The 25034-nt window shown below is 63.6% G+C and carries 21 protein-coding genes and 1 pseudogene; 14 read left to right on the forward strand and 8 right to left on the reverse strand.

Annotated elements, in window-relative coordinates:
• Window positions 1-52 precede the first annotated feature (52 nt).
• Window positions 53-1351 carry an S-methyl-5-thioribose kinase gene (mtnK, locus tag AC1RQP_RS00665; protein ID WP_492935577.1) on the forward strand — a complete coding sequence of 433 codons (1299 nt, stop codon included), beginning with the start codon at window positions 53-55 and terminating at the stop codon, window positions 1349-1351.
• A gap of 214 nt (window positions 1352-1565) precedes the next feature.
• On the opposite strand, the gene AC1RQP_RS00670 is transcribed toward mtnK, so the two are convergent.
• The 4 genes from AC1RQP_RS00670 to AC1RQP_RS00685 form a co-directional block, all read right to left on the reverse strand.
• A complete protein-coding gene (locus tag AC1RQP_RS00670; protein WP_492935578.1) occupies window positions 1566-2591 on the reverse strand; it encodes an ABC transporter permease in 1026 nt (341 codons plus the stop codon).
• Window positions 2592-2602: 11 nt separating this feature from the next.
• Window positions 2603-4105, reverse strand: coding sequence for a sugar ABC transporter ATP-binding protein (locus AC1RQP_RS00675; protein ID WP_492935579.1), 1503 nt, complete (start codon window positions 4103-4105; stop codon window positions 2603-2605).
• Between the two features lie 21 nt (window positions 4106-4126).
• The gene (locus AC1RQP_RS00680) at window positions 4127-5149 is read right to left on the reverse strand and encodes a sugar ABC transporter substrate-binding protein (protein WP_028177658.1); all 1023 of its coding nucleotides are present in this window, start codon (window positions 5147-5149) and stop codon (window positions 4127-4129) included.
• Between the two features lie 222 nt (window positions 5150-5371).
• The gene (locus tag AC1RQP_RS00685) at window positions 5372-5503 is read right to left on the reverse strand and encodes a hypothetical protein (RefSeq protein ID WP_492935580.1); all 132 of its coding nucleotides are present in this window, start codon (window positions 5501-5503) and stop codon (window positions 5372-5374) included.
• A 623-nt stretch (window positions 5504-6126) separates the two neighbouring features.
• Here AC1RQP_RS00685 and AC1RQP_RS00690 point away from each other — a divergent pair.
• The 8 genes from AC1RQP_RS00690 to AC1RQP_RS00725 all read left to right on the forward strand — a co-directional run bounded on the left by AC1RQP_RS00690 (window position 6127) and on the right by AC1RQP_RS00725 (window position 14855).
• Entirely contained in the window at window positions 6127-6504 is a 378-nt protein-coding gene (locus tag AC1RQP_RS00690; protein WP_492936352.1) for a DUF2946 domain-containing protein, read from the forward strand.
• Window positions 6505-6599: 95 nt separating this feature from the next.
• Window positions 6600-8999, forward strand: coding sequence for a TonB-dependent receptor family protein (locus AC1RQP_RS00695; protein ID WP_492935581.1), 2400 nt, complete (start codon window positions 6600-6602; stop codon window positions 8997-8999).
• Between the two features lie 26 nt (window positions 9000-9025).
• Entirely contained in the window at window positions 9026-10237 is a 1212-nt protein-coding gene (locus AC1RQP_RS00700) for a sialidase family protein (protein ID WP_492935582.1), read from the forward strand.
• Entirely contained in the window at window positions 10234-10731 is a 498-nt protein-coding gene (locus AC1RQP_RS00705; RefSeq protein ID WP_492935583.1) for a TlpA family protein disulfide reductase, read from the forward strand. The genes AC1RQP_RS00700 and AC1RQP_RS00705 overlap by 4 nt, the downstream gene beginning before the upstream one ends.
• 27 nt (window positions 10732-10758) lie before the next feature.
• Window positions 10759-11295, forward strand: a complete 537-nt coding sequence (locus AC1RQP_RS00710) for a copper chaperone PCu(A)C (protein ID WP_492935584.1) — start codon at window positions 10759-10761, stop codon at window positions 11293-11295.
• Window positions 11296-11452: 157 nt separating this feature from the next.
• Window positions 11453-12772, forward strand: a complete 1320-nt coding sequence (gene proS / locus AC1RQP_RS00715; protein ID WP_492935585.1) for a proline--tRNA ligase — start codon at window positions 11453-11455, stop codon at window positions 12770-12772.
• A 90-nt stretch (window positions 12773-12862) separates the two neighbouring features.
• Window positions 12863-14143, forward strand: a complete 1281-nt coding sequence (locus AC1RQP_RS00720; RefSeq protein ID WP_239623830.1) for a lipoprotein-releasing ABC transporter permease subunit — start codon at window positions 12863-12865, stop codon at window positions 14141-14143.
• A 7-nt stretch (window positions 14144-14150) separates the two neighbouring features.
• Entirely contained in the window at window positions 14151-14855 is a 705-nt protein-coding gene (locus AC1RQP_RS00725; RefSeq protein WP_028177652.1) for an ABC transporter ATP-binding protein, read from the forward strand.
• Window positions 14856-14949: 94 nt separating this feature from the next.
• Here AC1RQP_RS00725 and AC1RQP_RS00730 read toward each other — a convergent pair whose 3' ends face one another.
• Window positions 14950-16029: a zinc-binding dehydrogenase gene (locus AC1RQP_RS00730; RefSeq protein ID WP_492935586.1), complete on the reverse strand. Its 1080-nt coding sequence runs from the start codon at window positions 16027-16029 to the stop codon at window positions 14950-14952.
• 108 nt (window positions 16030-16137) lie between these two features.
• Between AC1RQP_RS00730 and AC1RQP_RS00735 the strand changes: the two are divergent.
• Both AC1RQP_RS00735 and AC1RQP_RS00740 read left to right on the forward strand, forming a co-directional pair.
• A pseudogene (locus AC1RQP_RS00735) lies at window positions 16138-16909 on the forward strand (helix-turn-helix transcriptional regulator).
• 267 nt (window positions 16910-17176) lie between these two features.
• Window positions 17177-20326: a GAF domain-containing protein gene (locus tag AC1RQP_RS00740; protein WP_492935587.1), complete on the forward strand. Its 3150-nt coding sequence runs from the start codon at window positions 17177-17179 to the stop codon at window positions 20324-20326.
• Between the two features lie 152 nt (window positions 20327-20478).
• On the opposite strand, the gene pdxR is transcribed toward AC1RQP_RS00740, so the two are convergent.
• Window positions 20479-21885 carry a MocR-like pyridoxine biosynthesis transcription factor PdxR gene (gene pdxR / locus AC1RQP_RS00745; protein ID WP_239629791.1) on the reverse strand — a complete coding sequence of 469 codons (1407 nt, stop codon included), beginning with the start codon at window positions 21883-21885 and terminating at the stop codon, window positions 20479-20481.
• A 114-nt stretch (window positions 21886-21999) separates the two neighbouring features.
• Here pdxR and AC1RQP_RS00750 point away from each other — a divergent pair, with 114 nt between their 5' ends.
• Window positions 22000-22500: a carboxymuconolactone decarboxylase family protein gene (locus AC1RQP_RS00750; RefSeq protein WP_239623826.1), complete on the forward strand. Its 501-nt coding sequence runs from the start codon at window positions 22000-22002 to the stop codon at window positions 22498-22500.
• Window positions 22501-22502: 2 nt separating this feature from the next.
• On the forward strand, window positions 22503-23141 hold the full coding sequence (locus AC1RQP_RS00755; RefSeq protein ID WP_197966849.1) for an HD domain-containing protein: 639 nt from the start codon (window positions 22503-22505) through the stop codon (window positions 23139-23141).
• A gap of 54 nt (window positions 23142-23195) precedes the next feature.
• Here the strand turns inward: AC1RQP_RS00755 and AC1RQP_RS00760 are convergent, their stop codons facing one another.
• Complete coding sequence (locus AC1RQP_RS00760) at window positions 23196-23462, reverse strand: DUF3551 domain-containing protein (RefSeq protein WP_239623825.1); 267 nt, start codon at window positions 23460-23462, stop codon at window positions 23196-23198.
• A gap of 1 nt (window position 23463) precedes the next feature.
• A complete protein-coding gene (locus AC1RQP_RS00765; protein ID WP_492936353.1) occupies window positions 23464-23772 on the reverse strand; it encodes a DUF3551 domain-containing protein in 309 nt (102 codons plus the stop codon).
• Window positions 23773-24026: 254 nt separating this feature from the next.
• On the opposite strand from AC1RQP_RS00765, the gene AC1RQP_RS00770 reads away from it, so the two are divergent.
• Window positions 24027-24752 (forward strand): outer membrane protein, encoded by a 726-nt coding sequence (locus AC1RQP_RS00770; protein WP_028177643.1) that lies wholly within the window; start codon window positions 24027-24029, stop codon window positions 24750-24752.
• Window positions 24753-25034: the final 282 nt, after the last annotated feature.

Below are 25034 nucleotides of genomic sequence, written 5' to 3' on the forward strand. Positions count from 1 at the left end.
GCTCTCCAGCATCGGGAGTAACGATCCGGTCCAGACAAGGGATGGGATCGTCATGAGCGGGGACCGGGCAGGGGATTATCGAATTCTGCATGAAGGCGACCTGCGCGACTATCTCGCGGGCGTCTCCGAGCTCAGGGCATTGCTTGGCGCCGAGCCGGCGTCCTGGTCCATCACTGAGGTCGGCGACGGCAATCTCAACCTCGTCTTCATCGTCAAGGGCGCCAGCGGCGGCATCGCGGTGAAGCAGGCGCTGCCCTATGTCCGTCTCGTCGGTGAAAGCTGGCCGCTGCCGCTGTCCCGCGCTCATTACGAATACCTCGCGTTGACGCGGCAGGCTGAACTCGCGCCCGGACTCGTTCCGGCCGTGCTGCATCACAACGACGGGCTGGCGCTGACGGTGATGGAGCTGCTCGAACCTCACATCATCATGCGCAAGGGGCTGGTCGCCGGAACGCGATATCCGCGCTTCGTGGACGACATCACCACGTTCATGGCAAGGACCTTGTTCTTCACCTCCGACCTCGCGCTCTCCGCCGCCGAGAAGAAGGAGGGCATCGCGGCCTTTGCCGGCAACCATGCGCTGTGCAAGATCACGGAGGATCTGATCTTCACAGATCCCTACCGCATCGCGGAGCAGAACCGCTGGACCGCGCCTTATCTTGACGGCCTGGCGGCGGCCTTGCGCGAGGACCTCGACCTGCACGTCGCGATCTCCCGGCTGAAGTTGAAGTTCATGGCGAGCCCCGAGGCGCTGATCCACGGCGACCTCCACACCGGCTCGATCATGGTGACGGAGAGCCAGACGCGGGTGATCGACCCGGAGTTTGCTTTCTACGGTCCGATGGGATTCGACGTCGGCGCGGTGCTGGCCAACCTCTTGATGGCCTATTTCGCCTCCGCCGGTCATGAGCGGGCACCGGGCGAGCGGCAGGCATTCGAAGGCTGGGTGCTGGAGACGGTCGCGCAGGTCTGGAACGAGTTCGCGCGCAAATTCCTCGACCTCTGGCGCGGTGGGGCCGCCGGCGACGCCTATCCCGTCTGCCTCTTCGCCGGTGAGCAGGGCGCCGCACGTCTCGAGGCCGAGCGCCACGCCTACATGCAGCGCCTGTTCGCCGACACGGCCGGCTTCGCCGCCGCCAAGATCATCCGCCGCATCTTCGGCCTCGCCCACAACATCGACTTCGAGCTGATCGAGGACCCGCGGAGGCGCGCAACCAGCGAGGCTCGTGCGGTGCGGCTGGCGAGGGCGATGATGGTGGAGACGGCAGCGTTTCGGACGATCGCTGACGTCACCGGCGCCGCGCGAAAATTGCGGGATTGGCAGCCGGAGCTGGCCGGGGTCGGCGCTTGAAGCGCCGCACGATGGACATGTGGTGCGGTCAAGGCTGGAGCTGCTGCCGAGGCGACGACCGCGGCCATGGTGACATCGTGCTCCTGTTTTGCGTGACAAGTCAAACCGTCGTCGCGGTCGATTCACGTCGTCGCGAACTTGGTAAGTCGCTGAATTCACTGTATGTTTCTACTGTGCATGGGGTTGTTTTCGCGGTTTTTGCTTTGAGCGCCGTCTACTCCGCCGCTTTTTCCCTCAAGCGTTGCGCATAGACGTTGATGACCAGCGCCGCCAGGAGGATCAGTCCGCGGATCAGGATCTTCAGGAAGCTGTCGATGTTGACGTGGTCGAGGCCGTTGTTGAGCACGCCGAGCACGAACAGGCCGACGATGGTGTTGCCGATGCCGCCGCGGCCGCCGAACAGGCTGGTGCCGCCGACGACGACAGCGGCGATGGAGTCGAGCAGATAGGTGTCGAACTCGTTCTGCTGCGCGCTGCCGAAATGGGCGACGCCGAGCATGCCGCCGATGCCGGAACAGACCGCGGAGATCACCATCACGCTGCCTAAGATGAGCTTGACGTTGAGGCCGGAATATTCGGCCGCCTCGCGGTTGCCCCCGACCATGTAGACGTAGCGGCCGAAGCGCGTGTAGGTCAGCACCAGATGCCCGCCGAGCAGCATGATGGCGGCGACGATGACGATCCAGGGGATGCCGCCGATCGAGCCGGAGCCGAGGGTCGTGATCAGGCTCGGCACCTTGTAGGCGATCTGGCCGCGCACCAGCAGCGCGGAGATACCGGCGGCGATCTGCATCATCGCCAGGGTCATGATGAAGGAGGGGATGCCGATCACGGTCAGGCCAAGCGCATTGACAAGGCCGAGCAGGGCGCAGAGCAGGATCGACAGGATGATCGCGACCGCGCCGGGCAGGGGGACGTTGGCGATGTTGACGTAGGATTCCTGCAGCGTGAAATAGGCGACCGCAATGCCCGTGACGTTGGCGATGCTGGCGATGGAGAGGTCGATCTCGGCGCACAGGATCACGAAGGTGAGGCCGACGGCGATGATCCCCGTGACCGACACCTGGGTCAGGATGTTACCGAGATTGTCGAGCGTCGCGAAGGAGGGGCTGGCGAAGGCGAAGAAGGCGGTCAGGAAGATCAGCGTCAGGAAGGGGGCGATGTTGCGCATCTGCGAGCGCAGGAAGGGTGCAAGGCCCCGCGCCCTCCGTCCCGCCGCCAAAGCCGTCTCGCTGCTCATGTGCTTCTCCGTCACGCCGCTTCCAGCAGGCGGTCCTTGCTGACCGGCTCGTTCGTGAATTCCCGCACCACTGTGCCGCGCTTGAGCACGAGGATGCGATCGGCCAGCGACAGCACCGTTTCCGGCTCGGTCGACAGCACGATGATGGCGAGCCCCCTGGCGCGGAGGTCGCGGACGATGTTGATGACGTCGTTCTTGGCGCCGACATCCATGCCGCGGGTCGGCTCGCACAGCACCAGGAGCTTCGGTGGGTAGGTGAGCCATTTCGCCAGGGCGACCTTCTGCTGGTTGCCGCCCGAGAGCATGCCGAGATCGAGGCCGACCACCGGTGGCCGGATCTGCAATTGCTCGACCTGGCGCTTGGCGATGTCGCGCTCCCGCGCCGGCTTGAGCAGCAGGGCCGAGATGCGATCGAGAATGCTGATCGAGATGTTCTTGTAGACCGGCTCCTGGTGAAACAGCATGTCGCGCCGGCTCTCCGGCACCAGCGCCACGCCGGCCCGCCGCGCCGCCGCCGTGCTGGCGAATTTTCTTTGCGTGCCCTCGACCGCCAGCGTGCCGCCGTCCGGTTTTAGCTTCCCGAACAGGATGCGCGACAGCTCCTGCTGGCCACAGCCCATGAAGCCGTAGATGCCGAGCACCTCGCCGGCGCGCGCCTCGAACGAGACGTCCTGAAGGCTGCGGGACAGCGACAGCTGGTCGGCCTTGAGAACGACCTTGCTGTCGCTCGGCTGCGGCAGCATCAGATCGTCGGTGTAGCTATGCCCGAGCGCCTCGCCGCCGCGGCCGATCATGGCCTCGATCAGCGCGCCCTTGCTGGTCGCGGCGCTTGCCGTCTCTGCGACCTTGCGCCCGTTGCGGAACACGGTCACCGTGTCCGACACGCGCAAGATATCCTCGATGAAATGCGAGATGAAGACGATGGCAGTACCGCCCTCGCGCAGCCGCTTGAGCGTGGCGAACAGCCGCTCGACCTCGGGCGGGGAGAGGGCTGAGGTCGGCTCGTCCAGGATGACGATGCGCGCGCCGGAGAACAGCACGCGCGCGATCTCGATCAGCTGCTGCAGCCCGATCGGGAGATCGCCGAGCCGGCTCATCGGATCGACGTCGATGCCGAAGCGGGCGAGCTGCTCGCCCGCCTCCCGCGCCATCCGCCGCCATTGCACGAGGCCAAGCCGGTTGATCGGCTGGTTGCCAAGGAAGACGTTCTCCGCGACCGTCAGGTCGGGCGCAACACTGAGCTCCTGATGCACCATGGCGATGCCGGCGGCGTGCGCATCGCGGGCCGAGCGGAAATGCAACTCCTTCCCGTCGACCAGGAAGCGGCCGGAGAACTCGGTGTGCACGCCGGCGATGATCTTCATCAGCGTGCTTTTTCCGGCGCCGTTCTCGCCGACGAGACCATGGATCTCGCCGGGATAAAGCGCGAAGTCGACACCACGAAGCGCTTCGACCCCGCCGAAGCTCTTCGTGATGCCCTGCAGTTCCAGGATGGGCTGTTGTCCCTCAGGCATGAAAGTTCAGGTCTTGGAGGCTCAGATCAGGAAGTGATCCTGCATCCACTGCATGCCGGCGGCGTTGGCCTTGGTCACGACCGGGCCGTCGGTGACGACGTTCTTCGGGATTCCCTGTCCGCTCTTCTCGCCGCCGACCACGGCCGACACGCCTGCAATGATGGCGCCGCCATGGATGCGGCAGGAGGGATTGCGCACCGTGGCGAACATGCGGCCTTCGCTCACGGCCTGGATCGCCGGCGGCATGGCATCGACGCCGCCGATCAGGATGTTGGTGCGGCCCCGCGCCTTCATGATGTTGGCGGCGGCGAGCGCCATGTCGTCATTGTGGAAGAACGCCGCGTCGATCTGCGGGTATTTCGTCAGGTACGTTTCCCAGAGGCGGGCGGTCTTGGAGACGTCCCAGTCGGCCGGCTGGGTGTCGAGCACCTCAATGCCGGGGAATTGCTTGACCACCGAGTTGAAGCCCTTGGCCCGTCCTTGCGCGCCGGTATGCCCGAGCGCGCCCTGCGTCATGATGATCTTGCCCTTGCCGCCCATGGCGTTGCACAGCGCCTGCGTCACCGAAGCCCCCATGAACTCGTTGTCGGGCGCGAGGAAGGAATGGACGTTGATCTGATCGAGCGGCGCGATCAGCGTGTCCATGTCGATCACGGGCGTGCCGGCATCGATCATCTTCTGCACCGGCTGGGTGAGGGTGCCGATGCCGAAAGCCTGGATCGCCACGAAATCCCATTTCTGCGAGGCCATGTTGTCGATCGCCGCGCGCTGCTTCACTGCGTCGAGCTGGCCGTCGAACCAGGTGACTTCGACGTTGAACAGCTTGCCCCAGAATTCCGCGGCCTGCTTGCCTTGCGCGCACCACGTCGCCTGCAGGCCCGCATTGGAGAAGGCCGCCTTCAGCGGTTTCTCGCTGCGTCCGACCGCGGCTGCCAGTGCGGGGTTTATGCCCATGCTGCCGAGGATGGCAGTTGCGGCGCCGGCGGTCGCTGCCGCCTGGAGAAGATCGCGCCTCGTCGTCGAGAAATCTTTCGTCCCGGACATCGCTCGCTCCCATGTATTTTGTCGTCGGCGCGTCATTGCTTGCGCGACCGATGTCCGAAAGTCTCTCACAAGAGTTGTTGGCACTCAATCTGCAATCAACCGCGAGATCGCCGCAGCCAGTGTTGGTGCAGCGCAAAGCGTCGGGCCGGAGCGGCGGCGCATGCGTCGATATCCGCGCGCAATGTATCCCAGGCCTGCGCGATCTGCGGCGTCCATTCATCGTCAAGCAGGTCGCGGAGCGTATCCCTGACGACGCGGCGTGCCGTACGCATCGCGCGAGGCGACCTCGCAGGCGATCAGCCGGAAATGCCTGCGGCGCTCACCGGCGAAGTCGAGGATCGCTTCGATCGTCAATGCGAGCGTCGATACCTTTCCAACTCGCTGCCTTCGAGCGGAACATCGCCTGCGTTTCCAGATGGAGCTCGAACGACGTTGGTAAACGAGTGCGTTGTGATCGCCGCGCGTTGTCTAGGATTGGATGAGAGGCCACGTTCATCGGCAGTTCAGCCGCGCGGGTAAAAAAAGAGCGGGGCCCTGGCCCCGCTCGAAAATTGTGTCGACCCTATTATCCCCGATTCTAAGATTTGCTCTTGATTGACGGGGCGACGCTGCGTTTTGCGCGCCAGGGGCTCCTCCCGAGACTTGGACCACCAGACTTCGACCTCGCGGCCAGCCTGAGCAAGGGGGATGCTAGATCAACTTTTCTCACTTGTCATCATTTTCGGCAACGAATGTTCAAAATTCGAGCAGTTGACGAAACGATCGAGCTCAATGTCATCTAAATATATGACAAGTATAAGAAATTTGTGGACGGCTGGGATGGTTGCCCTGCCTTAAACGGCGGACGGGCGCCGGTGCTGGAGCGCGCCGACCACAGTCTTCGAGAAATTTGCGCTGGGCCAAGAAGGCGGCGGAACTGACCTCGACTCGGCCCTGGCTGCAGTGTTTAGTTGGCTGACGAACGAATGGTTCGGCAGATGCGCGCACGGCTACAGAAATTCCTACCCATCGTCCTGCTCGCCCTGGTGATGCAGGTGCTGGCGCCGATTGCCGCGTGCTTGGTGGCCGGCCAGGCTATGGCCGATCCGCTTTCCGCCGCCGTCATCTGCCACAGCGCGAGCGAGCAGGGCGGCGGACCGAATGATCCGACCGGATCGCCGACCGCGCATGCCGGCGCGTGCGCGCTTTGTTGCCTGGTCCAGGCCAACGCGACGCTCGATTCGCCGCCGCAGGTTGCGCTCGCCACTCCCTTGCGTCACGCCGAACGTGTCGTGTGGCTCGCGGCGGATGTGTCCGCCATCCCCGCTTACAAGGGCTCGAGCGCCCAGGCTCGCGCACCCCCTCGATTTTCCTGACGTAGCGACAAACCGAACCATTGGCGCGCGTCGTTGCCGTGCCGATGGCGTGTGCAATGGACCGGCCGACGTGCCGGATGTCGGGAATTCAAGAGATGTTACGCATTCGTGCGATCAGCCGCGCGAGCCTGCCCGTGCTTTGCGGGCTGGTGTCCTCGGTCGGCTCGGACGCGCTGGCCCAAGGCGCCTCGGAATCGCTTCCCGCGGTGACGGTTGAGGCGCCGCAGCCTTCGCGTCCCAAACCAACCACCCGGCCATCGCGACTGCGCTCAGCTTCGGCGGGACGCGCAGCCAGACCCGTTGCGCAGAACGCGACCGCCAGCGCGCCGGCCCAAAACCTGGCCGCGTCTGCCGGCGCAGCGCGGGCTGGTCTCAATCAGTCGCCGGCCGGCCAGACCGCGACGACCATCGATCGCAGCCAGTTCGACAATCGCCCGGCATTTTCGGTCAGCGACGTCTTGCGGGACAGTCCGGGCATTTCGATCAAGCAGGGCAATGGCCCCCGCGATTTCGGAATCTCGATTCGCGGATCCAACGCCCGCAACGGGTTCGCCATCCGCAATCTCGTGATCTTCGACGACGGCTTCCCGGTGACGCAGCCGGACGGCCTGTCGCGGAGCGACCTGATCGATCCGCACGCCTATGGCGCGATCGACGTGATCCGCGGCCCCTCGTCGGCGCTCTACGGCAATTACGCGACCGGCGGTGCGCTCAATTTTCGGACACGGCCCGGCGGCACGATCGACGGCGTCGAATATGGCGTGGACGGCGGCAGTTACGGCTACCTCAACAACTATGTGGCGGCCGGCAAGAAGGTCGGGAATTTCGAGGGCTCGCTGTTCGCAAGCGACGTGCGGGGCGATGGCTATATCGGCAACAGCTGGTTCAATACGCAGACCGTCAACTTCCTCGGCACGCTGAAGGCGACGCCGGACGATCGTTTCACGGTCAAGATCATCAACAACGACCTCAGCACGCGGTTGCCCATCCGGCAGTCGCTGAACCAATACGACCTCAACCCGTTCCAGCAAGGATGTGCCACCGGTACCACCGCCGCGCCGGGATGCGGGACGGTCAGGCTGTTCAACAACGGCTTCAACGCGACTGCCGGAACCGACACGGAAACGGCCCTGCAGGCCGGCCTCGGCCGCAACGACCGGCGGACCATCGTCGGCGGCCGGTGGGAGCACGATTTCGACAACACGATGACGTGGCGCAACCAGTTCGTGTTCGACGACAGGAACATCAGCCAGCCGACCGGACAGACCAGCTCGATTGGAGATTTTCCGTCGTACAACTACATGAGCGATCTCACCAAGCGCGGCGAGATCCTCGGGATGGAGTCGACCGCGTTCTTCGGCGCCTTCTACAACACTCTGACGGCGTCGAGCGACACGCGAAATGTGATGCCCGGGGGCAATGCCACGCTCGGCAGGCTCTCCAGCAATCTCTTCAGCGAAACGACCAATTATGGTGTGCGTGCCAGGGAAGAGCTCAGGCTGACGACCTCGCTGACGGCGGTCGCTGGCATTGGTTGGGAGACCACGCTACTCAAGGGGACAAACACCGCGTATGCGTACGCGGGTCCCACCGGCATCACCACGACAACCCTGACGACTGCGGACCGGCAGTTTCAAAATGCTGCGCCAGAGTTGGCGCTCCTCTACAATCTCAACAACGAATGGCTCTTCCGCGGACGAGTTGCCACGGGATACGGCACTCCGCAGGTTTCGAACCTCTTCGTCCTTCCGACGGGTTTGTCGGGCAACAATACCCAGCTCCAAACCCAGAAGAATCTAGGTTACGACCTCGGTTTCGATTGGACGCCGAACAACACGCTCAAGCTCAGCGCGACCGGCTTCTACGAGTTCTTCCGCAACGAGATCGTCAGTCAGGCGACTCCGATTGCCGGCATATCCTATACGTTCAACGCGCCACGGTCGGAGCACCGCGGCATCGAGCTTGCCGCTGACTGGAAGTTCCATCCGGGCTGGCGGTTCATGGTCGCCTACACCTATCTCGACGAGGTCTACACCGAGTATGTCGAGAACATCACCAATGGCGCGGTGTTCAGCTTCAACCGTGCCGGCAACAAGATTCCCGGCATCTCCCCCAACGAGCTGACGGCGCGAATTGGATATGACGAGTTCGCCGGGCCGCTTGCAGGTCTCGGAGGATTTGTCGAACTGCAGTGGAAGGACTCCTTCTACATGGACAATGCGAATCTGCTGAAGGCACCCGGCTATGAGCTGGTCAATTTGAACGTTCACTACAAGACCGATCTGGTGTCGGACACCTTCAGGTCGCTGAATCTGTTTCTCGAGGTCAGGAACGTATTCGACCGGACCTACATCGCTTCGGCAAACAACATCGCCAACACGGTGACGGCGGCTGGCCTTCAAAATCCTGCGAGTGTGCTCGCAAACACCACAGGATCGATCTATGCCGGCTCGCCGCGCACCTTTGTTGCGGGTATGAAGGTGGCGTTCAAATGATCCGAGCTATTGAAGGGAGTAGGGCATTGATCCGAACTGGCCTGCTCGGGATCGTCGCTTTCGCATTCCTGCAAGGTGCGGCGCTCGGACAGATGCGTGCTCCGCATGCGTCCGAAGCGGCGTGTGAGGAGCCGACGCTACGCTGTGCAACCAAGGCAACGCCCGCGTTCGCTCCGGACGGAACGCTGTGGCTGGTCTGGATGGCGGGAGGGCAGGTCTCGGTCGCGAGCTCGCAGGATGCGGGCCGCAATTTCTCGGTCCCCGTCCGGGTCACGACGAAGCGGCTGAACCTCGATTGGGGACCGGATGCGCGGCCGAAGATCGTGGTCGATCGCAAGGGCGGCATTGCCGTCGCGTTCTCGATCTTCAGGGACGAAGCCTTCAACGGCCAGGTGCTTTACACGCGTTCGGCCGATGGTGGAAAGAGCTTCGCGGAGCTGAAGCCCATCACCGCAAGCAATGAGAGCCAGCGTTTCGAAGCGCTGGCGCTCGATCAGGACGGAACGGTCTTTGCGGCCTGGCTCGACAAGCGCAATCGCGTCCCCGCAAGGGAGGCGGGACGGAAGTACGAGGGAGCAGCGCTGTTCTTTGCCTCGTCCGCCGACGGCGGCGCCACCTACACCGAGGCCCGTCTCGCGCGGGAAGGCACTTGCGAGTGCTGCCGGTTGGGGCTGACGTTCGCGGCACCCGGCCGGCCGGCCGTGATCTTCAGAAACATCTTCGAGGGGGGCGTGCGCGATCACGCGATCATGACGTTCACCGACGTCTCGACGCCCGGGGAAATCCATCGGGTCAGCAACGACGACTGGCAGATCAATGCCTGCCCGCACCACGGCCCCAGCCTCACCATCGGGCCGAACGGAACCTATCACGTCGCCTGGTACACGAACGGGAAGGCTCGTAAAGGATTGTTCTACGCCTACTCGCGCGACGAGGGCCGCACGTTCTCTGCGCCGATGGCGTTGGGGCGGCCGGATCGCAATCCGACGCGCCCCTTCGTGCTCGCGGGCCCGGCAGGGACGGTGATGGTGTGGAAGGAGTTCGATGGCGAGAAGACCGCGGTCCAGATGACGATCTCTCATGACGATGGCGAGACCTGGTCGCCACCGAAGGCGATCTCGAGCACGACCGACACATCCGATCATCCCTTGCTCGTCGCCAATGGCGGACAGGTCTACCTGTCATGGATGACGAAAGCAGATGGCTATCGCCTCACAGCGATCGAGGACCAAAGATGAGACGTCGATTTGCAACCATTCTGGGTCTGGGTATCCTTCTCGCATCGGCGTCTGCCCTCGGATCGCCTCCGGGCCTCAAACCGTTCGAACGCGGCACCTGGCAAGGTGTGCTGACCGGGCATGCAGGTCGCCCGACCCTCGTGCATTTCTGGGGCGTGACCTGCGGGCCCTGCAAGGTCGAGCTGCCGTTGCTCGGGAAGTTTGCGAAGGACCATCCCGAAATCGATGTCGTCACGGTCAGCGCGGACCTCGTGCCGAACCTGCCGGCTGCGACGCAATCGATGCTCGACAAGGCGGGGCTGTCGTCGACCGAGAACTTCATCTTCAACGACGGCTTTGTCGAGCGCTTGAGGTTCGAGATCGATCCTGCCTGGCAGGGCGACATCCCCAGGACGATGCTCATCTCTCGGGACGGGAGCATCACGACGATCGAAGGCTCTGCCGAAATGTCCGACCTGGAGAAATGGTCGGCGCAGCAGCTCTCCAAACACTGAAATTCAATCTGCAAAGGAAATACCGATATGAAGACAAGGCTGAAAGATGTGCTGCTCGCTACGTTCGCTCTTGCGCTCTGCGCAGCGCCGGCGGTCGCCGACGACGTCAAGGCCGGCGATCTCGTCATTTCACAGGCGTGGAGCCGTGCGACGCCGGGCGGTGCCAAGGTCGCCGGCGGCTATCTGATCATCGAGAACAAGGGCACGGCGGCCGACAGGCTGGTCAGCGTGGCCGCCGATATCGCCGGCAAGGCCGAGATCCACGAGATGGCCATGGACAACGGCGTGATGAAGATGCGCCCGCTCGACAAGGGGCTCGCGATCGATCCCGGCAAGACGGTGAAGCTCGCGCCCGGCGGCTATCACCTGATGCTCCAGGAGCTGAAGGGCCCGTTCAAGCAGGGCGACAAGGTGCCCGTGACGCTGCAATTCGAGAAGGCCGGCAAGGTCGCCGTCTCTCTCGACGTCCAGGGCGTCGGCGCGCAGGCGCCGGGCGATGCGGGGCACTCGGGTCACATGGACATGAAGAAGATGCCGGATCACTCGGGAATGAAAATGAAGTGAGACGGATCCTCACATCACACAGCGGGCCGAACGTTGGGCCGACGGAAAAATGATGAGGAATTTCGCCGCGTTAGCGGGTTTTCCTCATTCCCGGTCTTGTGTTTTCGCTCTCAATCCGGTTTCACTGCAAGCGATCACTGATTCCCAGAGTATTACCATGCGGTTGTCGCGGTTCTTTCTGCCCATCCTGAAGGAAAATCCGAAAGAGGCGGAGATCGTCTCGCATCGGCTGATGCTGCGCGCAGGCATGATCCGGCAGGAGGCGGCCGGCATCTATGCCTGGCTGCCGCTCGGCTTCCGTGTGCTGAAGAAGATCGAACAGATCGTGCGTGAGGAGCAGGACCGCTCCGGCGCGATCGAGGTCTTGATGCCGACCTTGCAGCTCGCCGATCTCTGGCGCGAGAGCGGCCGCTACGATGCCTATGGCCCGGAGATGCTGCGCATCGCCGACCGCCACAAGCGTGAGCTGTTGTACGGGCCGACCAACGAGGAAATGATCACCGAGATCTTCCGCGCCTACGTCAAGTCCTACAAGAACCTGCCGCTCAATCTCTATCACATCCAATGGAAATTCCGCGACGAGCAGCGTCCGCGCTTCGGCGTGATGCGCGGCCGCGAGTTCCTGATGAAGGACGCCTATTCGTTCGACCTCAACGAGGCCGCGGCGCGCGTCGCCTACAACAAGATGTTCGTGGCCTATTTGCGCACCTTCGCGCGGATGGGGCTGAAGGCGATCCCGATGCGCGCCGAGACCGGCCCGATCGGCGGCGACCTCAGCCACGAGTTCATCGTGCTCGCCGAAACCGGCGAATCCGGCGTCTTCATCAATCGCGACGTGCTGGACCTGCCGGTGCCGGGCGAGGATGTCGATTATGACGGCGACCTGACGCCGATCATCAAGCAATGGACCTCGGTCTATGCGGCGACGCAGGACGTTCACGACGCCGCACGCTTCGAACAGGAGGTGCCCGCGGACAAGCGGGTCAACACCCGTGGCATCGAGGTCGGGCAGATATTCTATTTCGGCACCAAATATTCCGAGCCGATGAAGGCGCTGGTGGCGGGCCCCGACGGCGTCGACGTGCCGATCCATGGCGGTTCCTACGGCGTCGGCGTCTCGCGCCTGTTAGGTGCCATCATCGAGGCCTGCCATGACGATGCCGGGATCAAATGGCCGGAGGCCGTCGCGCCGTTCCGCGTGTCGATTCTCAACCTCAAGCAGGGCGATGCCGCCGTCGATGCGGCCTGCGAGAAGCTTTATGCCGAGCTCACGGCCAAGGGCGTCGACGTGCTCTACGACGACACCGATCAGCGCGCCGGCGCCAAGTTCGCCGCCGCCGACCTGATCGGCATCCCCTGGCAGATCATGATCGGGCCGAAGGGGCTCGCCGACGGCAAGGTCGAGATCAAACGACGCAGCGACGGCGCTCGCGAGACCATGTCGCCTGCCGACGCGGTCGCAAGACTTGTGGGCTGATAAGGCTGGTCGGCTGAATATTGTTCATCGCCCGAGATCGCGGCCGCCAATCCGGCCACAATTGACCCCGAATCATGGGATTATCGAGCGATGGATGAGACCATGACCGAAACCGTGCAAACTGCGCCTTTTGCGCCATTCGAGTGGATGCTGTCGGCGCGCTATCTGCGTGCGCGGCGGAAGGAGGGATTCATCTCGGTCATCGCCGGGTTCTCCTTTCTCGGCATCATGCTGGGCGTCGCGACGCTGATCATCGTCATGGCCGTGATGAACGGCTTCCGCAAAGAGCTGCTCGACAAGATCCTCGGCCTCAACGGCCATATCCTGGTCCAACCGCTGGAATCGCCGCTGACCGACTGGAAGGACGTCGCCGAGCGCATCAGCCAGGTCGATGGCATTCGCCTCGCGGCGCCCGTCGTGGACGGTCAGGCGCTGGCGTCGTCGCCATGGAACGCCTCGGGCGTCCTGGTGCGGGGCATCCGCTCCGACGATCTCAACAACCTCACCTCGATCGCCAAGAACATCAAGCAGGGCTCGCTCGAAGGCTTCGACGACGGGCAGGGCGTCGCGATCGGCCGGCGCCTGGCCGACCAGCTGTCGCTGCATGCCGGCGACAGCGTGACGCTGGTGGCGCCGAAGGGCGCGGTGACACCGATGGGCACGACGCCGCGGATCAAGCCATACAAGATCGTTGCGGTGTTCGAGATCGGCATGTCCGAATACGATCTCGGCTTCGTGTTCATGCCGCTGGCCGAGGCGCAGGCCTATTTCAACCGCAGCAACGACGTGACCTCGATCGAGGTGTTCACCACCAACCCCGACAGGATCGACGCCTTTCGCAAGGCGGTGACGGAGGCGGCGGGTCGGCCGGTATTCCTGGTCGACTGGCGGCAGCGCAACTCGACCTTCTTCAATGCGCTCCAGGTCGAGCGCAACGTGATGTTCCTGATCCTGACGATGATCGTGCTTGTCGCCGCGCTCAACATCGTCTCCGGCCTGATCATGCTGGTGAAGGACAAGGGCAGCGACATCGCGATCCTGCGCACGATGGGCGCCTCGCAGGGCTCCATCATGCGCATCTTCCTGATCACGGGCGCCTCGATCGGCGTGGTCGGCACGCTGGTCGGCTTCTGCGTTGGCCTCGTGATCTGTCTCAACATCGAATCGATCCGGCAATTCCTGTCCTGGCTGACCAGCACCGAGCTGTTCTCGCCGGAACTCTATTTCCTGTCGAAGCTGCCCGCTGAAATCGACGTCGGCGAAACCACGGCGGTGGTCGTCATGGCGCTGACGCTGTCGTTCCTGGCGACGCTCTATCCGTCGTGGCGTGCCGCGCGCCTCGATCCTGTCGAAGCGCTGCGGTACGAGTGAGGGGCTGATGGAGCAGCAGCAGGGGGCGGAAGATGTACCGGTCATTTATCTCCACGAGATAAAGCGGCAGTACCTGCAGGGCGAGGTGCCGCTGACGATCCTCGACGGCGCCAATCTGGCGCTGTGGGCCGGCCAGTCGGTCGCGCTGGTGGCGCCGTCGGGCTCGGGCAAGTCGACGCTGCTGCATATCGCGGGGCTGCTCGAAGCGCCCGATTCCGGCGAGGTCTATGTCTCGGGCGCGCCGACCTCGCAGCTGCCCGACATCGAGCGTACGCAGCTGCGTCGCACCGACATCGGCTTCGTCTACCAGTCGCACCGGTTGCTGCCGGAGTTCTCGGCGCTCGAGAACGTCATGCTGCCGCAGATGATCCGCGGCCTGAAGAAGTCCGAGAGCGTCAAGCGCGCCAAGGAGATCCTGGGCTATCTCGGCCTCGGCGACCGCATCACCCACCGCCCGGCCGAGCTGTCCGGCGGCGAGCAGCAGCGTGTTGCGATCGCACGTGCGGTCGCCAACGCGCCGCGCGTGCTCTTTGCGGACGAGCCGACCGGCAATCTCGACCCGCACACGGCGGATCACGTGTTTCAGGCGCTGATGCAGCTGGTCAAGGCGACGCGGGTGTCGATGCTGATCGCGACCCACAACATGGAGCTCGCCGGCCGCATGGACCGGCGGGTCTCGCTGTCGAACGGCCAGGTGGTCGAGCTCGAATAGCAAAACTGCGAAAACAACCCCATGCACAGTAGCCAAGTGATTGGCGGGACTGGCAAAAAGAATCGGCGACGACGCTCGGCCGCGCCCCTAGGGCTCAAGGTCTGATCACCGTCAATTTGAACGGCCCGCCATTGGCTGCGGCGTGCTCGACCGCCTCGTTGGCATGGTCGAGGTCGAAGGCCGTCGCCTTGTACTCGTCCAGCCTGAGCAGCCCCGCGCGCACCAGCGCGATCAGGCGGCTCGCCGCATCCGGCGGGTACATCCAGACGCCGTGGATGCTGATGCAGTTGCGCATGATCCAGGGGTAAGGCAGCTCGAGGCCCGCGCCGCCCGCCATGCCGACGCCGCCCATCAGCACGATGCGGCCGTAAGCGCGCACCGTCATGACCGCCGCCCGCACGACGGTCGGGCTCACCGAAGGCGGCATGATGTCGAACACGCAGTCGATCGGCCCCGGCGCGGCGCGCCTCATGCTCTCGCGGTCGTCGTCCTCGTTACCGGCGAGCCTGACCGGCTTCACGCGGTCTCCGAAGCGGCGGACGAGGTCGGCGAGGATCTTTTCGTTGCGGCCCGGCGCGACCACGCAGGCTGCGCCCATCGCCAGCGCAACGGATACCGCAGCGCTGCCGAAATTGCCGGTGGCGCCGCTCACCAGCACGGTCTCGCCAGGCTGAAGATCTGCGGCGAGGAAGCCGCCATAGGGCACCAGCAGCGTGCCCAGCGCGCACCAACGCGTCGCTTCCTCCGACGTGATCGCGCCGAGGCGTTTGACGTTCTCGGTCGGCAGGCGCATCTGCTGGGCGAAGGAGCCATGGCGAAAGTGCTTTTGCAGAAGCATTCCGCCGGGCCCGGCGGCGGTGAGGCCTTGCAGCGCGATATCGGGCGCAACGGAGTCATCGCGCGAGCGTACCGTCGGATCGCAGAACACCCAGTCGCCGACGGCAAGCCTGGTCGCGTCCGGACCGATCGCGCGGACCCGGCCGATGCCGCCGGGGCCCGGGACGATCGGCAGGTCGAGCGCATAGTTGCGCGTCCCGTCGAGGACCTCGTTCATGTAGGACAGCACGCGCGTGGCGACGACGTCGACGATCACCTCGCCGGTGCCGATGGCTGGGTCCGGAACGTCCTCGATCACGAGCGGCGATCCAAAGGATTTGAGCACGGCAGCTTTCATGATGTTCACCTCAAGGTCGGGTGAAGCCCTATGCGCTGTCTTGGAGAGCGCAGGAAGGCCTGGTATTATCCTAGTATTCCATAGGCCCTCTATTGCAGGACGCGCGTCATGGCCGATCCACGCCGGGTTGAATTCGGCGACTTCCTGAGATCCCGCCGCGAAAAGCTGTCGCCGAAGACCGTCGGGCTTCCGATGGGCCGGCGCCGGCGCACCGCGGGGCTGCGCCGCGAGGAGGTCGCGCAGCTCGCAGGCATCGGCGTCGACTGGTACATCCGCCTCGAGCAGGGCCGCACGGTCAGCCCGTCCGTTACCACGATCGACGCACTGGCCCGCGCGCTGCGCCTCAGCAAGACCGAGCACGCGCACCTGAGGGCGCTGGCGCGCGACGGCGACAAGCGCCCGTTCACGCGCGAAATCGTGCCGCCGCCGATCCGGCGGATGATCGAGAGCCTGCACCAGCCGGCCTACATCACCGGGCGCCGCTGGGACGTGCTGGCCTGGAACGAGGCGGCCGAGGACGTCTTCGCCTTCGGGCGATTGCCGGAGCAGGATCGCAACACGCTGCTCCTCATGATGACCAACAAGCAGACGCGAAAATCCTACGGCGCCGGCTGGGTGGATGTCGCCAAGGCCATGGTGGCGATGTTTCGCGCGACCCACGACGTCTGGGCCGGCGATCCCGCCTTCACGGAGTTGCTCACGCGACTGCGCCAGGGCAGTCCGGAATTCGTCATGGTGGGAGGCACACGATATCCGCAGCACGATCTCGGGGCGCAAGACCATGAACCATCCGACCAAAGGTGTGCTGCACTTCGAGCACACCAGCTTCCAGGCCAACGACGATCCCGCGCTGAAGCTCGTGATCTATACGCCGGTGTAGGACGGACACCGATTCAATAGAGCGTCTGTCTTTGAAGCCATTCAGGCTTTCGAATACGACCGCTGCAGATATCGTTCCGAGCGCAATGAAGCGCCGTCAGCCCGATCCCAAGGGCCCGGGGAACCCAAGTGTCACCCGGAGGTTAATTGGTCGATCAGTCGACATGGACGTCAGGTCGGGCTGCCCCGATCGAATTGAACTGCGCAACGCGGAATACCGTTTCATCAGCCTATCGAGTGGAGGCAGGGAAGTGTCCGGGGAAGACCGATGACGACAGCGACCGGGCTGCTCTCGGCCGACCGAAATGCCGTCTTAGCCACCCTCGGCGACTACATTCGAGAAATCGGCAACCCCGACGATCTCGCCTATGCCGCGGCTGAACTGCTTGGCCGCAGCCTCAATGTCAGCCGGGCAGGTTACGGCACCGTCGATACCTCCGCCGAAACCATCACGATCGCTCGCGACTGGAACGCTCCCGGGATCTCGAGCCTGGCCGGCGTGCTGCGCTTTCGCGACTATGGCAGCTACATCGAAGACTTGAAGCGGGGCGAAACGGTCGTCTGCGCCGATGCCGAGAAAGACCCTCGCGTCGGCGACCGTGCCCGTGCTCTCGAGGCGATCTCGGCACGCGCACTCGTCAACATGCCGATCTCCGAGCCCGACGGGGTTGTGGCGCTGTTGTACCTCAACAATGCCGCGCCGCGCGAATGGAGCCCTGCAGAGCTGGACCTCATCCGCGATGTTGCCGAGCGCACGCGCACCGCGGTCGAACGCCGCCGTGCGGAAACGGCCGTGCGCGAGAACGAAGCCCGGCTGCTCTTCCTGGACGCCCTCAACAAGGAGACGGCCAAGGTCCGCGATGCCGATGGCGTGATGGCGGTGACGACGAGGATGGTCGGTGAGCATCTCCGCGTCTCGAACTGCGCCTATGCCGACATGGATCCTGATCAGGACGGCTTCACCATACGCGGGGACTGGGCAGCGCCCGGTGCGATGCACATCCTGGGGCACTATAGCCTTGCCGACTTCGGTGAGAAGGCGGTGCGAGAGCTGAGCGCCGGCAGGCCCCTTGTCATCAACGACAATCGAGAGGAGATCGCGCCGGAGGAAGCCGCCGCTTTCCAGCGCATCGGCATAGGTTCGACCATTTGCATGCCCTTGGTGAAGGAAGGGCGGCTGACGGCCTTGATGGCGATACATCACCGGGGCCCGCATCTCTGGACGGCGCGAGAGCTTGCCTTGCTCACGGAGGTGACGGAGCGATCGTGGGCGCACATCGAGCGCGTCCGATCGGAGCAGGCAGCCCGGGAATCTGCCGAACGGCTGGTCCTCGCCAACAAGGCGGCCGGCATCGGCACCTGGGACTACGATCCGCTCAACGACATTCTCCGATGGGACAGCCGCTGCAAGGAGGTGTTCGGCCTCCCACCGGACGCCAATGTCAGCTATGAAGGATCATTCCTGAGGGGTATTCATCCCGAGGACCGGCAGCGCGCCCATGAGGCTGTATCGGCCGCCCTGAAGCCTCATTCTCCGGCAAGCTACAACATCGAATACCGGACCGTCGGTATCGAGGACGGCGTCGAGCGCTGGATCGCCGCAACTGGTCGCGCGATTTTTTCCAACGGCCAGGCTACCCGCTTCATCGGGACCGTGCTGGATATCTCCGCGCAGAAGAAAACGGAACGTCATCTCAGGATACTCAACGATACAGGGGCATCGGTTGCCCGCGAACGCGATCTCGAGAAGATCGTTCAGATCGTGACGGATGCCGGCGTCGAGCTGACGGGCGCTCAATTCGGAGCCTTCTTCTACAACGTCCTGGCAGCGGGCGGCGACAGCTACATGCTGTATTCGCTATCCGGCGTGCCTCGGTCGGCTTTCGAAAACTTCCCAATGCCGCGCAACACCGCCATGTTCGAGCCGACGTTCAGGGGCACGGGCGTGGTGAGGTCGGACGACGTTCTACAGGACCCGCGCTATGGCAGGAATGAGCCGCGGAAAGGCATGCCCGAGGGCCATCTTCCGGTCCGCTCCTACCTGGCGGTCCCCGTGATCTCGCGAAGCGGCGAAGTGCTCGGCGGGCTCTTCCTGGGTCATGCGGAGGTGGGCAAATTCCACGAAGAGCATGAGGCCGCATTGCTCGGCATTGCCGGTCATGCCGCCACGGCCATCGACAACGCCCGGCTCTTGACCAAGCTCGAGGCGCTCAATGCCGAGCTGGAGCAACGTGTCGCCGATGAGATCGGCGAGCGCATGAAGGCCGAGGAGCAATTGCGGCAATCGCAGAAGATGGAAGCCGTCGGGCAATTGACAGGAGGCATCGCCCACGACTTCAACAATATGCTGGCCGTGATACTGGGCAGCCTGAATCTTGCAAAGCGGCGGCTCAGCAAGGGCGAGGTCAACGTTGACCGATTCCTCGAAGGTGCCATCGACGGCGCAAACCGTGCGGCCACCTTGACGCAAAGGCTGCTCGCGTTCTCGCGTCAGCAGCCTCTTGCGCCGGAGGTCCTGGACATCAACAGGATGGTCGGCGAGATGAGCGAGTTGCTCGAGCGATCGCTTGGCGAGCTGGTCCACCTCGAAACGGTCCTCGCCGCGGGTCTCTGGCGCGTCAAAGCCGACCCCGCCCAGCTGGAAAGCGCGGTCATCAATCTCGCGGTGAATGCGCGCGACGCGATGCCGAAGGGCGGCAGGCTGACGATCGAAACCAGCAACGCGTCGATAGATCGAAAATATGCCCGCGAATACGCCCTTGCGCCCGGGCAGTATGTTCTCATTGCCGTCACGGACAACGGCACGGGAATTCCGGCGGAGATGCTGGGAAAGGTCTTCGATCCGTTTTTCACGACCAAGGTCGTGGGCAAGGGCACCGGCCTTGGACTTAGTCAGGTCTACGGCTTCGTGCGGCAATCGGGCGGCCATGTCAAAATCTACTCGGAAGTCGACGTTGGCACGACCGTGAAGATCTACCTTCCACGTTTCATCGGCGAGGAGGCAATCCCGGACTCGTCGCGCGGGATCATCCATCCCGGCGCAAGCCCTCAGAACGAGACCATTCTCGTCGTAGAAGACGACGAGCGTGTCCGCAGCATCTCATCCGAAAGCCTGCGCGAGCTCGGCTATACCGTCATCGAAGCTGCGAGCGCCATGGAGGCGATCAGGACGATCGAAAACGGCACCGTTCCGGATCTGCTGTTTACGGATGTCGTCATGCCCGAGATGACCGGCGCTGAACTCGCGGCACAATTGTCGAAGCGACATCCCGGCCTGAAGGTGTTGTTTACCACCGGCTACACGCGCAATGCGATCGTTCACAACGGCATGCTCGACGCCGGCAAGCATCTGTTGTCGAAGCCCTTCGCGATCGAAGACCTCGCCGCCAAAATTCGCAGTCTGCTCGACGAGTGTTGAGCACATCGTGTCATGCGCCTTTCGATTCGAAGCACGCCGGCTTCCAGGTAGCAATCAAGCTTCAGTCCATCACGCTTGCATGTCGTTTTCACAGACGGGCTTGTCCCGGCTTTCGCAAGAGGACCTTTGAGGGGTATACCGACGCGTGTTGATCACGTCAGTCGATCGATGATCTGAAGGAGCCGATCGCAGGACGCCTCGATCTTCTTAGGAGGAGACATTGCGACACCGAGCAACAGTCCTGGGCGCGCTGTGTCCTTCGACGCAAACCAGAGCGATAGCGGCGTAGGCGCGAGGCCAAGCGGTGCCGCTTCCCTGGCGATGGCCAGATCGGGTGCTCCCTCCGGCAACCGCAGGACCGCCGCCAATCCGGCAATCGTAACGTTGGCAGTGCGCGGGCGCAGGTATTTCAGCAAGCCATCGGCTTGTGCTGCGTAGACCCGTTTCGTGCGCCGAAGATGCCGCAGATAATGGCCGTCGCTGATGAAATCGGCCAGCGCGAGCTGCACCGCAGGTCCAGGCGCAGGTGCGAGGCACGCCGCAACTTCGGCAAATCGCGCCGCCAGAGCGGCGGGTGCAACCACAAAGCCCAGTCGCAGCGCAGGAGTCACGGTCTTGCTGAAAGAGCCGATGTAGATGACGCGGCCGGCGCGGTCGAGCGAGGCGAGCGCCGGTGTCGCCCGGCCCTTGAGCTGAAGCTCGCTCAGATAGTCATCCTCGATCACCCACGCCTTGCTTTGCGTGGCCCAGTCGAGCAGGCGTGAGCGTCTCGCCAGCGACAATGTCGCTCCGAGCGGCGCCTGCTGCCCTGGCGTCACGACCACCAGTGCCGCATCAGGAGCATGCTTCAGGCCGAGATCGACATCGATGCCGTCGGCGTCAACGGGGATCGGCACGATCGATGTTCGCGCGAGCTTGAGGCCGTGCTGCGTGAAGGGAAAGCCCGGATCCTCCATCCAGGCCTTCTTCTGCTCGAGGCCGAGGACGCGGAGCGTCAGGCCGAGGCCGCCGCTGAAACCGCCGGTGATGATGATCTGGGAGGGCGCGCATTCGATCCCGCGCGCCAGCGCAAGGTAGGCCGCGATTTCGCGCCGCAACGCCGGCTCACCGCGTGGATCAGGATAGATCGCCGGTGCGCTCATCTCGATGCGGACCGCCTGCGCGCGTATCCGCGCCAGCAACGTCGCAGGAAGGGTCTCCTGCGCAGGAACGCCCATCTGGAAGATCGCCGGCCCGGCCGTGAGCTCCTGGTACATCTCCATGAACGAGCCTGGGGCCGGGGCCTTGTCCCGCCGCACCGGAAAGCGTGGCCGGTCCGCGACATGTGTTCCAGTCGCGCGCCTTGCGACGATCAGTTGGGCGGATGAGAGCTTTTCGTATGCGACCCGCACGGTGCCGCGCGCGACGCCGAGCTGGGCGGCCAGATCCTGCCAGGAGGGCAGGCGCGCGCCCGGGGCGAGCACGCCGCTCTCGATGGCGGCCCTGATTCCCCTGTGGATCTGCTCGGCCAACGGCGTCTTCGCAGATCGATCCAGCTCTAGGCGCAGCGGCTTGGTCATGCCTGCTTGGTACATGATTTTTGCGCGTTCTTGGTACTTTTTCGTGGACCAGAGCAGGGACACCTAAGGGGTAACGGGGAGTGTTCATCCCTCCGATCATCAAGGAGCAAGCAGATGAGTGAACGTCTCGACTACAACCACGTTGCACCAGCCGGCGCGAAGGCGCTGGGTGGTGTCTACGGCTACGTCATGCAGAGCGGGCTTCCCGCGACGCTGGTCACCCTGGTCTATCTCCGCGTGTCGCAGATCAACAACTGCGCCTATTGCCTCGACATGCATATGCGCGACCTGCTCAAGGCCGGCGTGAAGACCGAAAAGCTCGCGCTGGTCCAGGCGTGGGCGGAGGCCGGCAATCTCTTCGACGAACGCGAGCGCGCCGCCCTCGCATGGGCCGAGACGGTCACCCGCGTCGCCGAGACCAATGTTCCGGATGATGCCTTTCGAGCCGCCCGCAAGGTCTTCAATGAGCGCGAGCTCGTCGATCTCACGATCGCGATCAGCCTGATGAATGCGTACAATCGCATGTCGATCAGCTTCCGGAAAACGCCGCAGGCCGTGCTCGAGAGTGCCCCTGACGGCGAATGGCATCAGCCGAAACAGAAAGCAGGAGCCTGAAAATGACGAGCGTGATCTCCGGCGTCAAAATTCCCGACAGTCAATTGGCGCGCGAGGCTGCCGAGCTCGTGCGCAGCTACGAAGGCGAGATGTTGTTCAACCATTCGGTTCGCGTCTACGTGTTCGGCGCGATCAAGGGGCTGCGTCAGAAGCTGAAGTTCGATCCCGAGCTGCTATATGTCGCGGCGCTGTTTCACGACCTCGGTCTCGTCGATCACTACCACACCGAGACCAAGCGGTTTGAGGTCGACGGCGCCGACGCCGCGCGTGACTTTCTGCGGGCGCGCGGCATTGCCGAGCCGCAAGCCGACCTGGTGTGGGAAGCGATCGCGCTACACACCACCCCCGGCATTCCGCAATATATGAGACCGGAGATCGCGCTCACCAACGCAGGCGTCCTGGTCGACGTCGTGGGCATCGGATATGACGAGTACACGCCCGAGCAGCGCGACCAGGTGATCTCCGCGTTCCCGCGCGGCGACTTCAAGAACGAGTTCCTGAAGGTGCAGACCTGCTCAGCGCTGAAGAAACCGCAGACGACGTTCGGGACGGTCAACTTCGATTACATCGAAGATCACGATCCGGGCTTCCGCAAGCCGAACGCGTGCACGCGCATCCGCAGCACGCCCTGGCAGAGCTGAGGGGATGCAACGGGCTCCGTCACGGGATGCCTGGCATCAGCCGAACGGTTCTGATCATCCGGCGCGAGCGGCGGGGCGTCTCGGGCGGTGAGGGGGTGTCGGTTTGCTCGGCGGAAAATACGGATTCACCACGCAACTCGCGGAGCGCCCGACCGCGAGATAGCGGCACTGCGCAAGCGATGCGTAGCGGCAGTCGAAATAGCCGACGGGACCGTAGATCTGCATGCAGACCGGATAGCTCGGATCGTAGGTCTGTGCATGCGCAAGTCCGCCGGCCGAGAGCTGGGCGACCGCGATGAGCGCGAGGTGGGCGCGGCGCATCTCAGCGCGGCAGGAAGTAGCCCGGCGTCTGTGCGCGCGGACGATTTTGATACGCGTATGGATCGTCGCTCTGTCCGACGAAATACGGATTGGCGATGCAGGTCAGCGCGCGACCGGATGCGCTCTCCTGACACTGCGCGTAGGTGTCGAACCTGCAATTGCTCAGTCCCGGCCATTCATCACCGGTGAGGCAGAATGGATGATTTTTGCCGAATGCGTGCGCCGGTGTGCTTGCACCTGATGCCAATGCAAATGTGACGAATGCGAGCGAAAATGTGGCGACAATAGGCAAGGGAACTCGACCGCGCATTTCGATTCTCCAATCACGCGAAAGTGCGCGCGACGCTGCTACACGCACCTGCAGTTTATGTCCTGTAGTCGACATTGGAACGCGTGAAAACACTTGTTTCATAGGGTTTCCGCACACCTGCTGATAAACATTCGTTAACGAGCGAGGTCCTTTCGACCAAACTGTTGCGTCGCGGTTACAGCAATTCCGTCGTCCACTGCTAAGACGTTGCGCACGGCCCGGGGGCCTACTGAAGAAACTGGAACGGGAATCAAATGAAGAAGAGTTTGTTGCTTGCCGCTGTCAGCCTCGTCGCGCTCAGCGCGGCTGCACCGGCGATGGCTGCTGACCTCGCGGCGCGGCCCTACACCAAAGCTCCGCCGGCGGCGATCGCTGCCGTTTACGACTGGAGCGGCTTCTACATCGGCGTCAACGGCGGTGGCGGTTCGGCGGATACGTCGTGGGACCTCGTCAACTTCGGTCCTGAAGGTTCGCACAACTCGACCGGCGGCACGGTCGGTGGCCAGATCGGCTATCGCTGGCAGACCGGCCAGTTCGTTTTCGGTGTGGAAGGCCAGGGCAACTGGGCCGACTTCTCGGGCGACAACATCAGCCTGATCGCCCCCGGCAATCGTAACCGGACCAAGATGGACGCATTTGGGCTCATCACCGGTCAGGTTGGCTATGCCTGGAACAACGTCCTGCTCTACGTGAAGGGTGGTGCGGCTGTTGTCAGCAACAAGTACGACGTCTACAGCGTTGCCACGGGTGCAAACCTCGACAACGCGGACGAGACCCGCTGGGGCGGCACGGTTGGCGCAGGCCTGGAGTTCGGTTTCGCTCCGAACTGGACAGTCGGCGTCGAGTACAACCACATCTTCCTCGGCGACCAGAATGTCACCTTCGCCAGTGGTGCAGTCGACCGCATCAAGCAGGACGTCGACATGGGCCTCGTCCGCCTGAACTACAAGTTCGGCGGCCCGCTGCTGGCCCGCTACTAAGACAGCTCGCTCAACGCGAGCGGCTGACGAAAGCCCCGGCTTCGGCCGGGGCTTTTTGTTGTTTGCATTCAGCGAGTTAACCATCCCGCTTGGCGAAATCTCGGACTGCTTGACTCTAAAGAACAAAATGAGAACAATGTTCTTCATACGTTCCAACAGGGGAGCAGGCCATGTTCAGGGTTTTCGTGGAAGAAGCCGCCGCACTGGCGTCGATCACGCTGTTCGTCGGGATGATCGCGATCTGGGCGCAGGTGATTCCGCAGCTCTAGGCCGGTGAGCGTG

The organism is Bradyrhizobium sp. GW821-FHT13H06, from assembly GCF_058803975.1.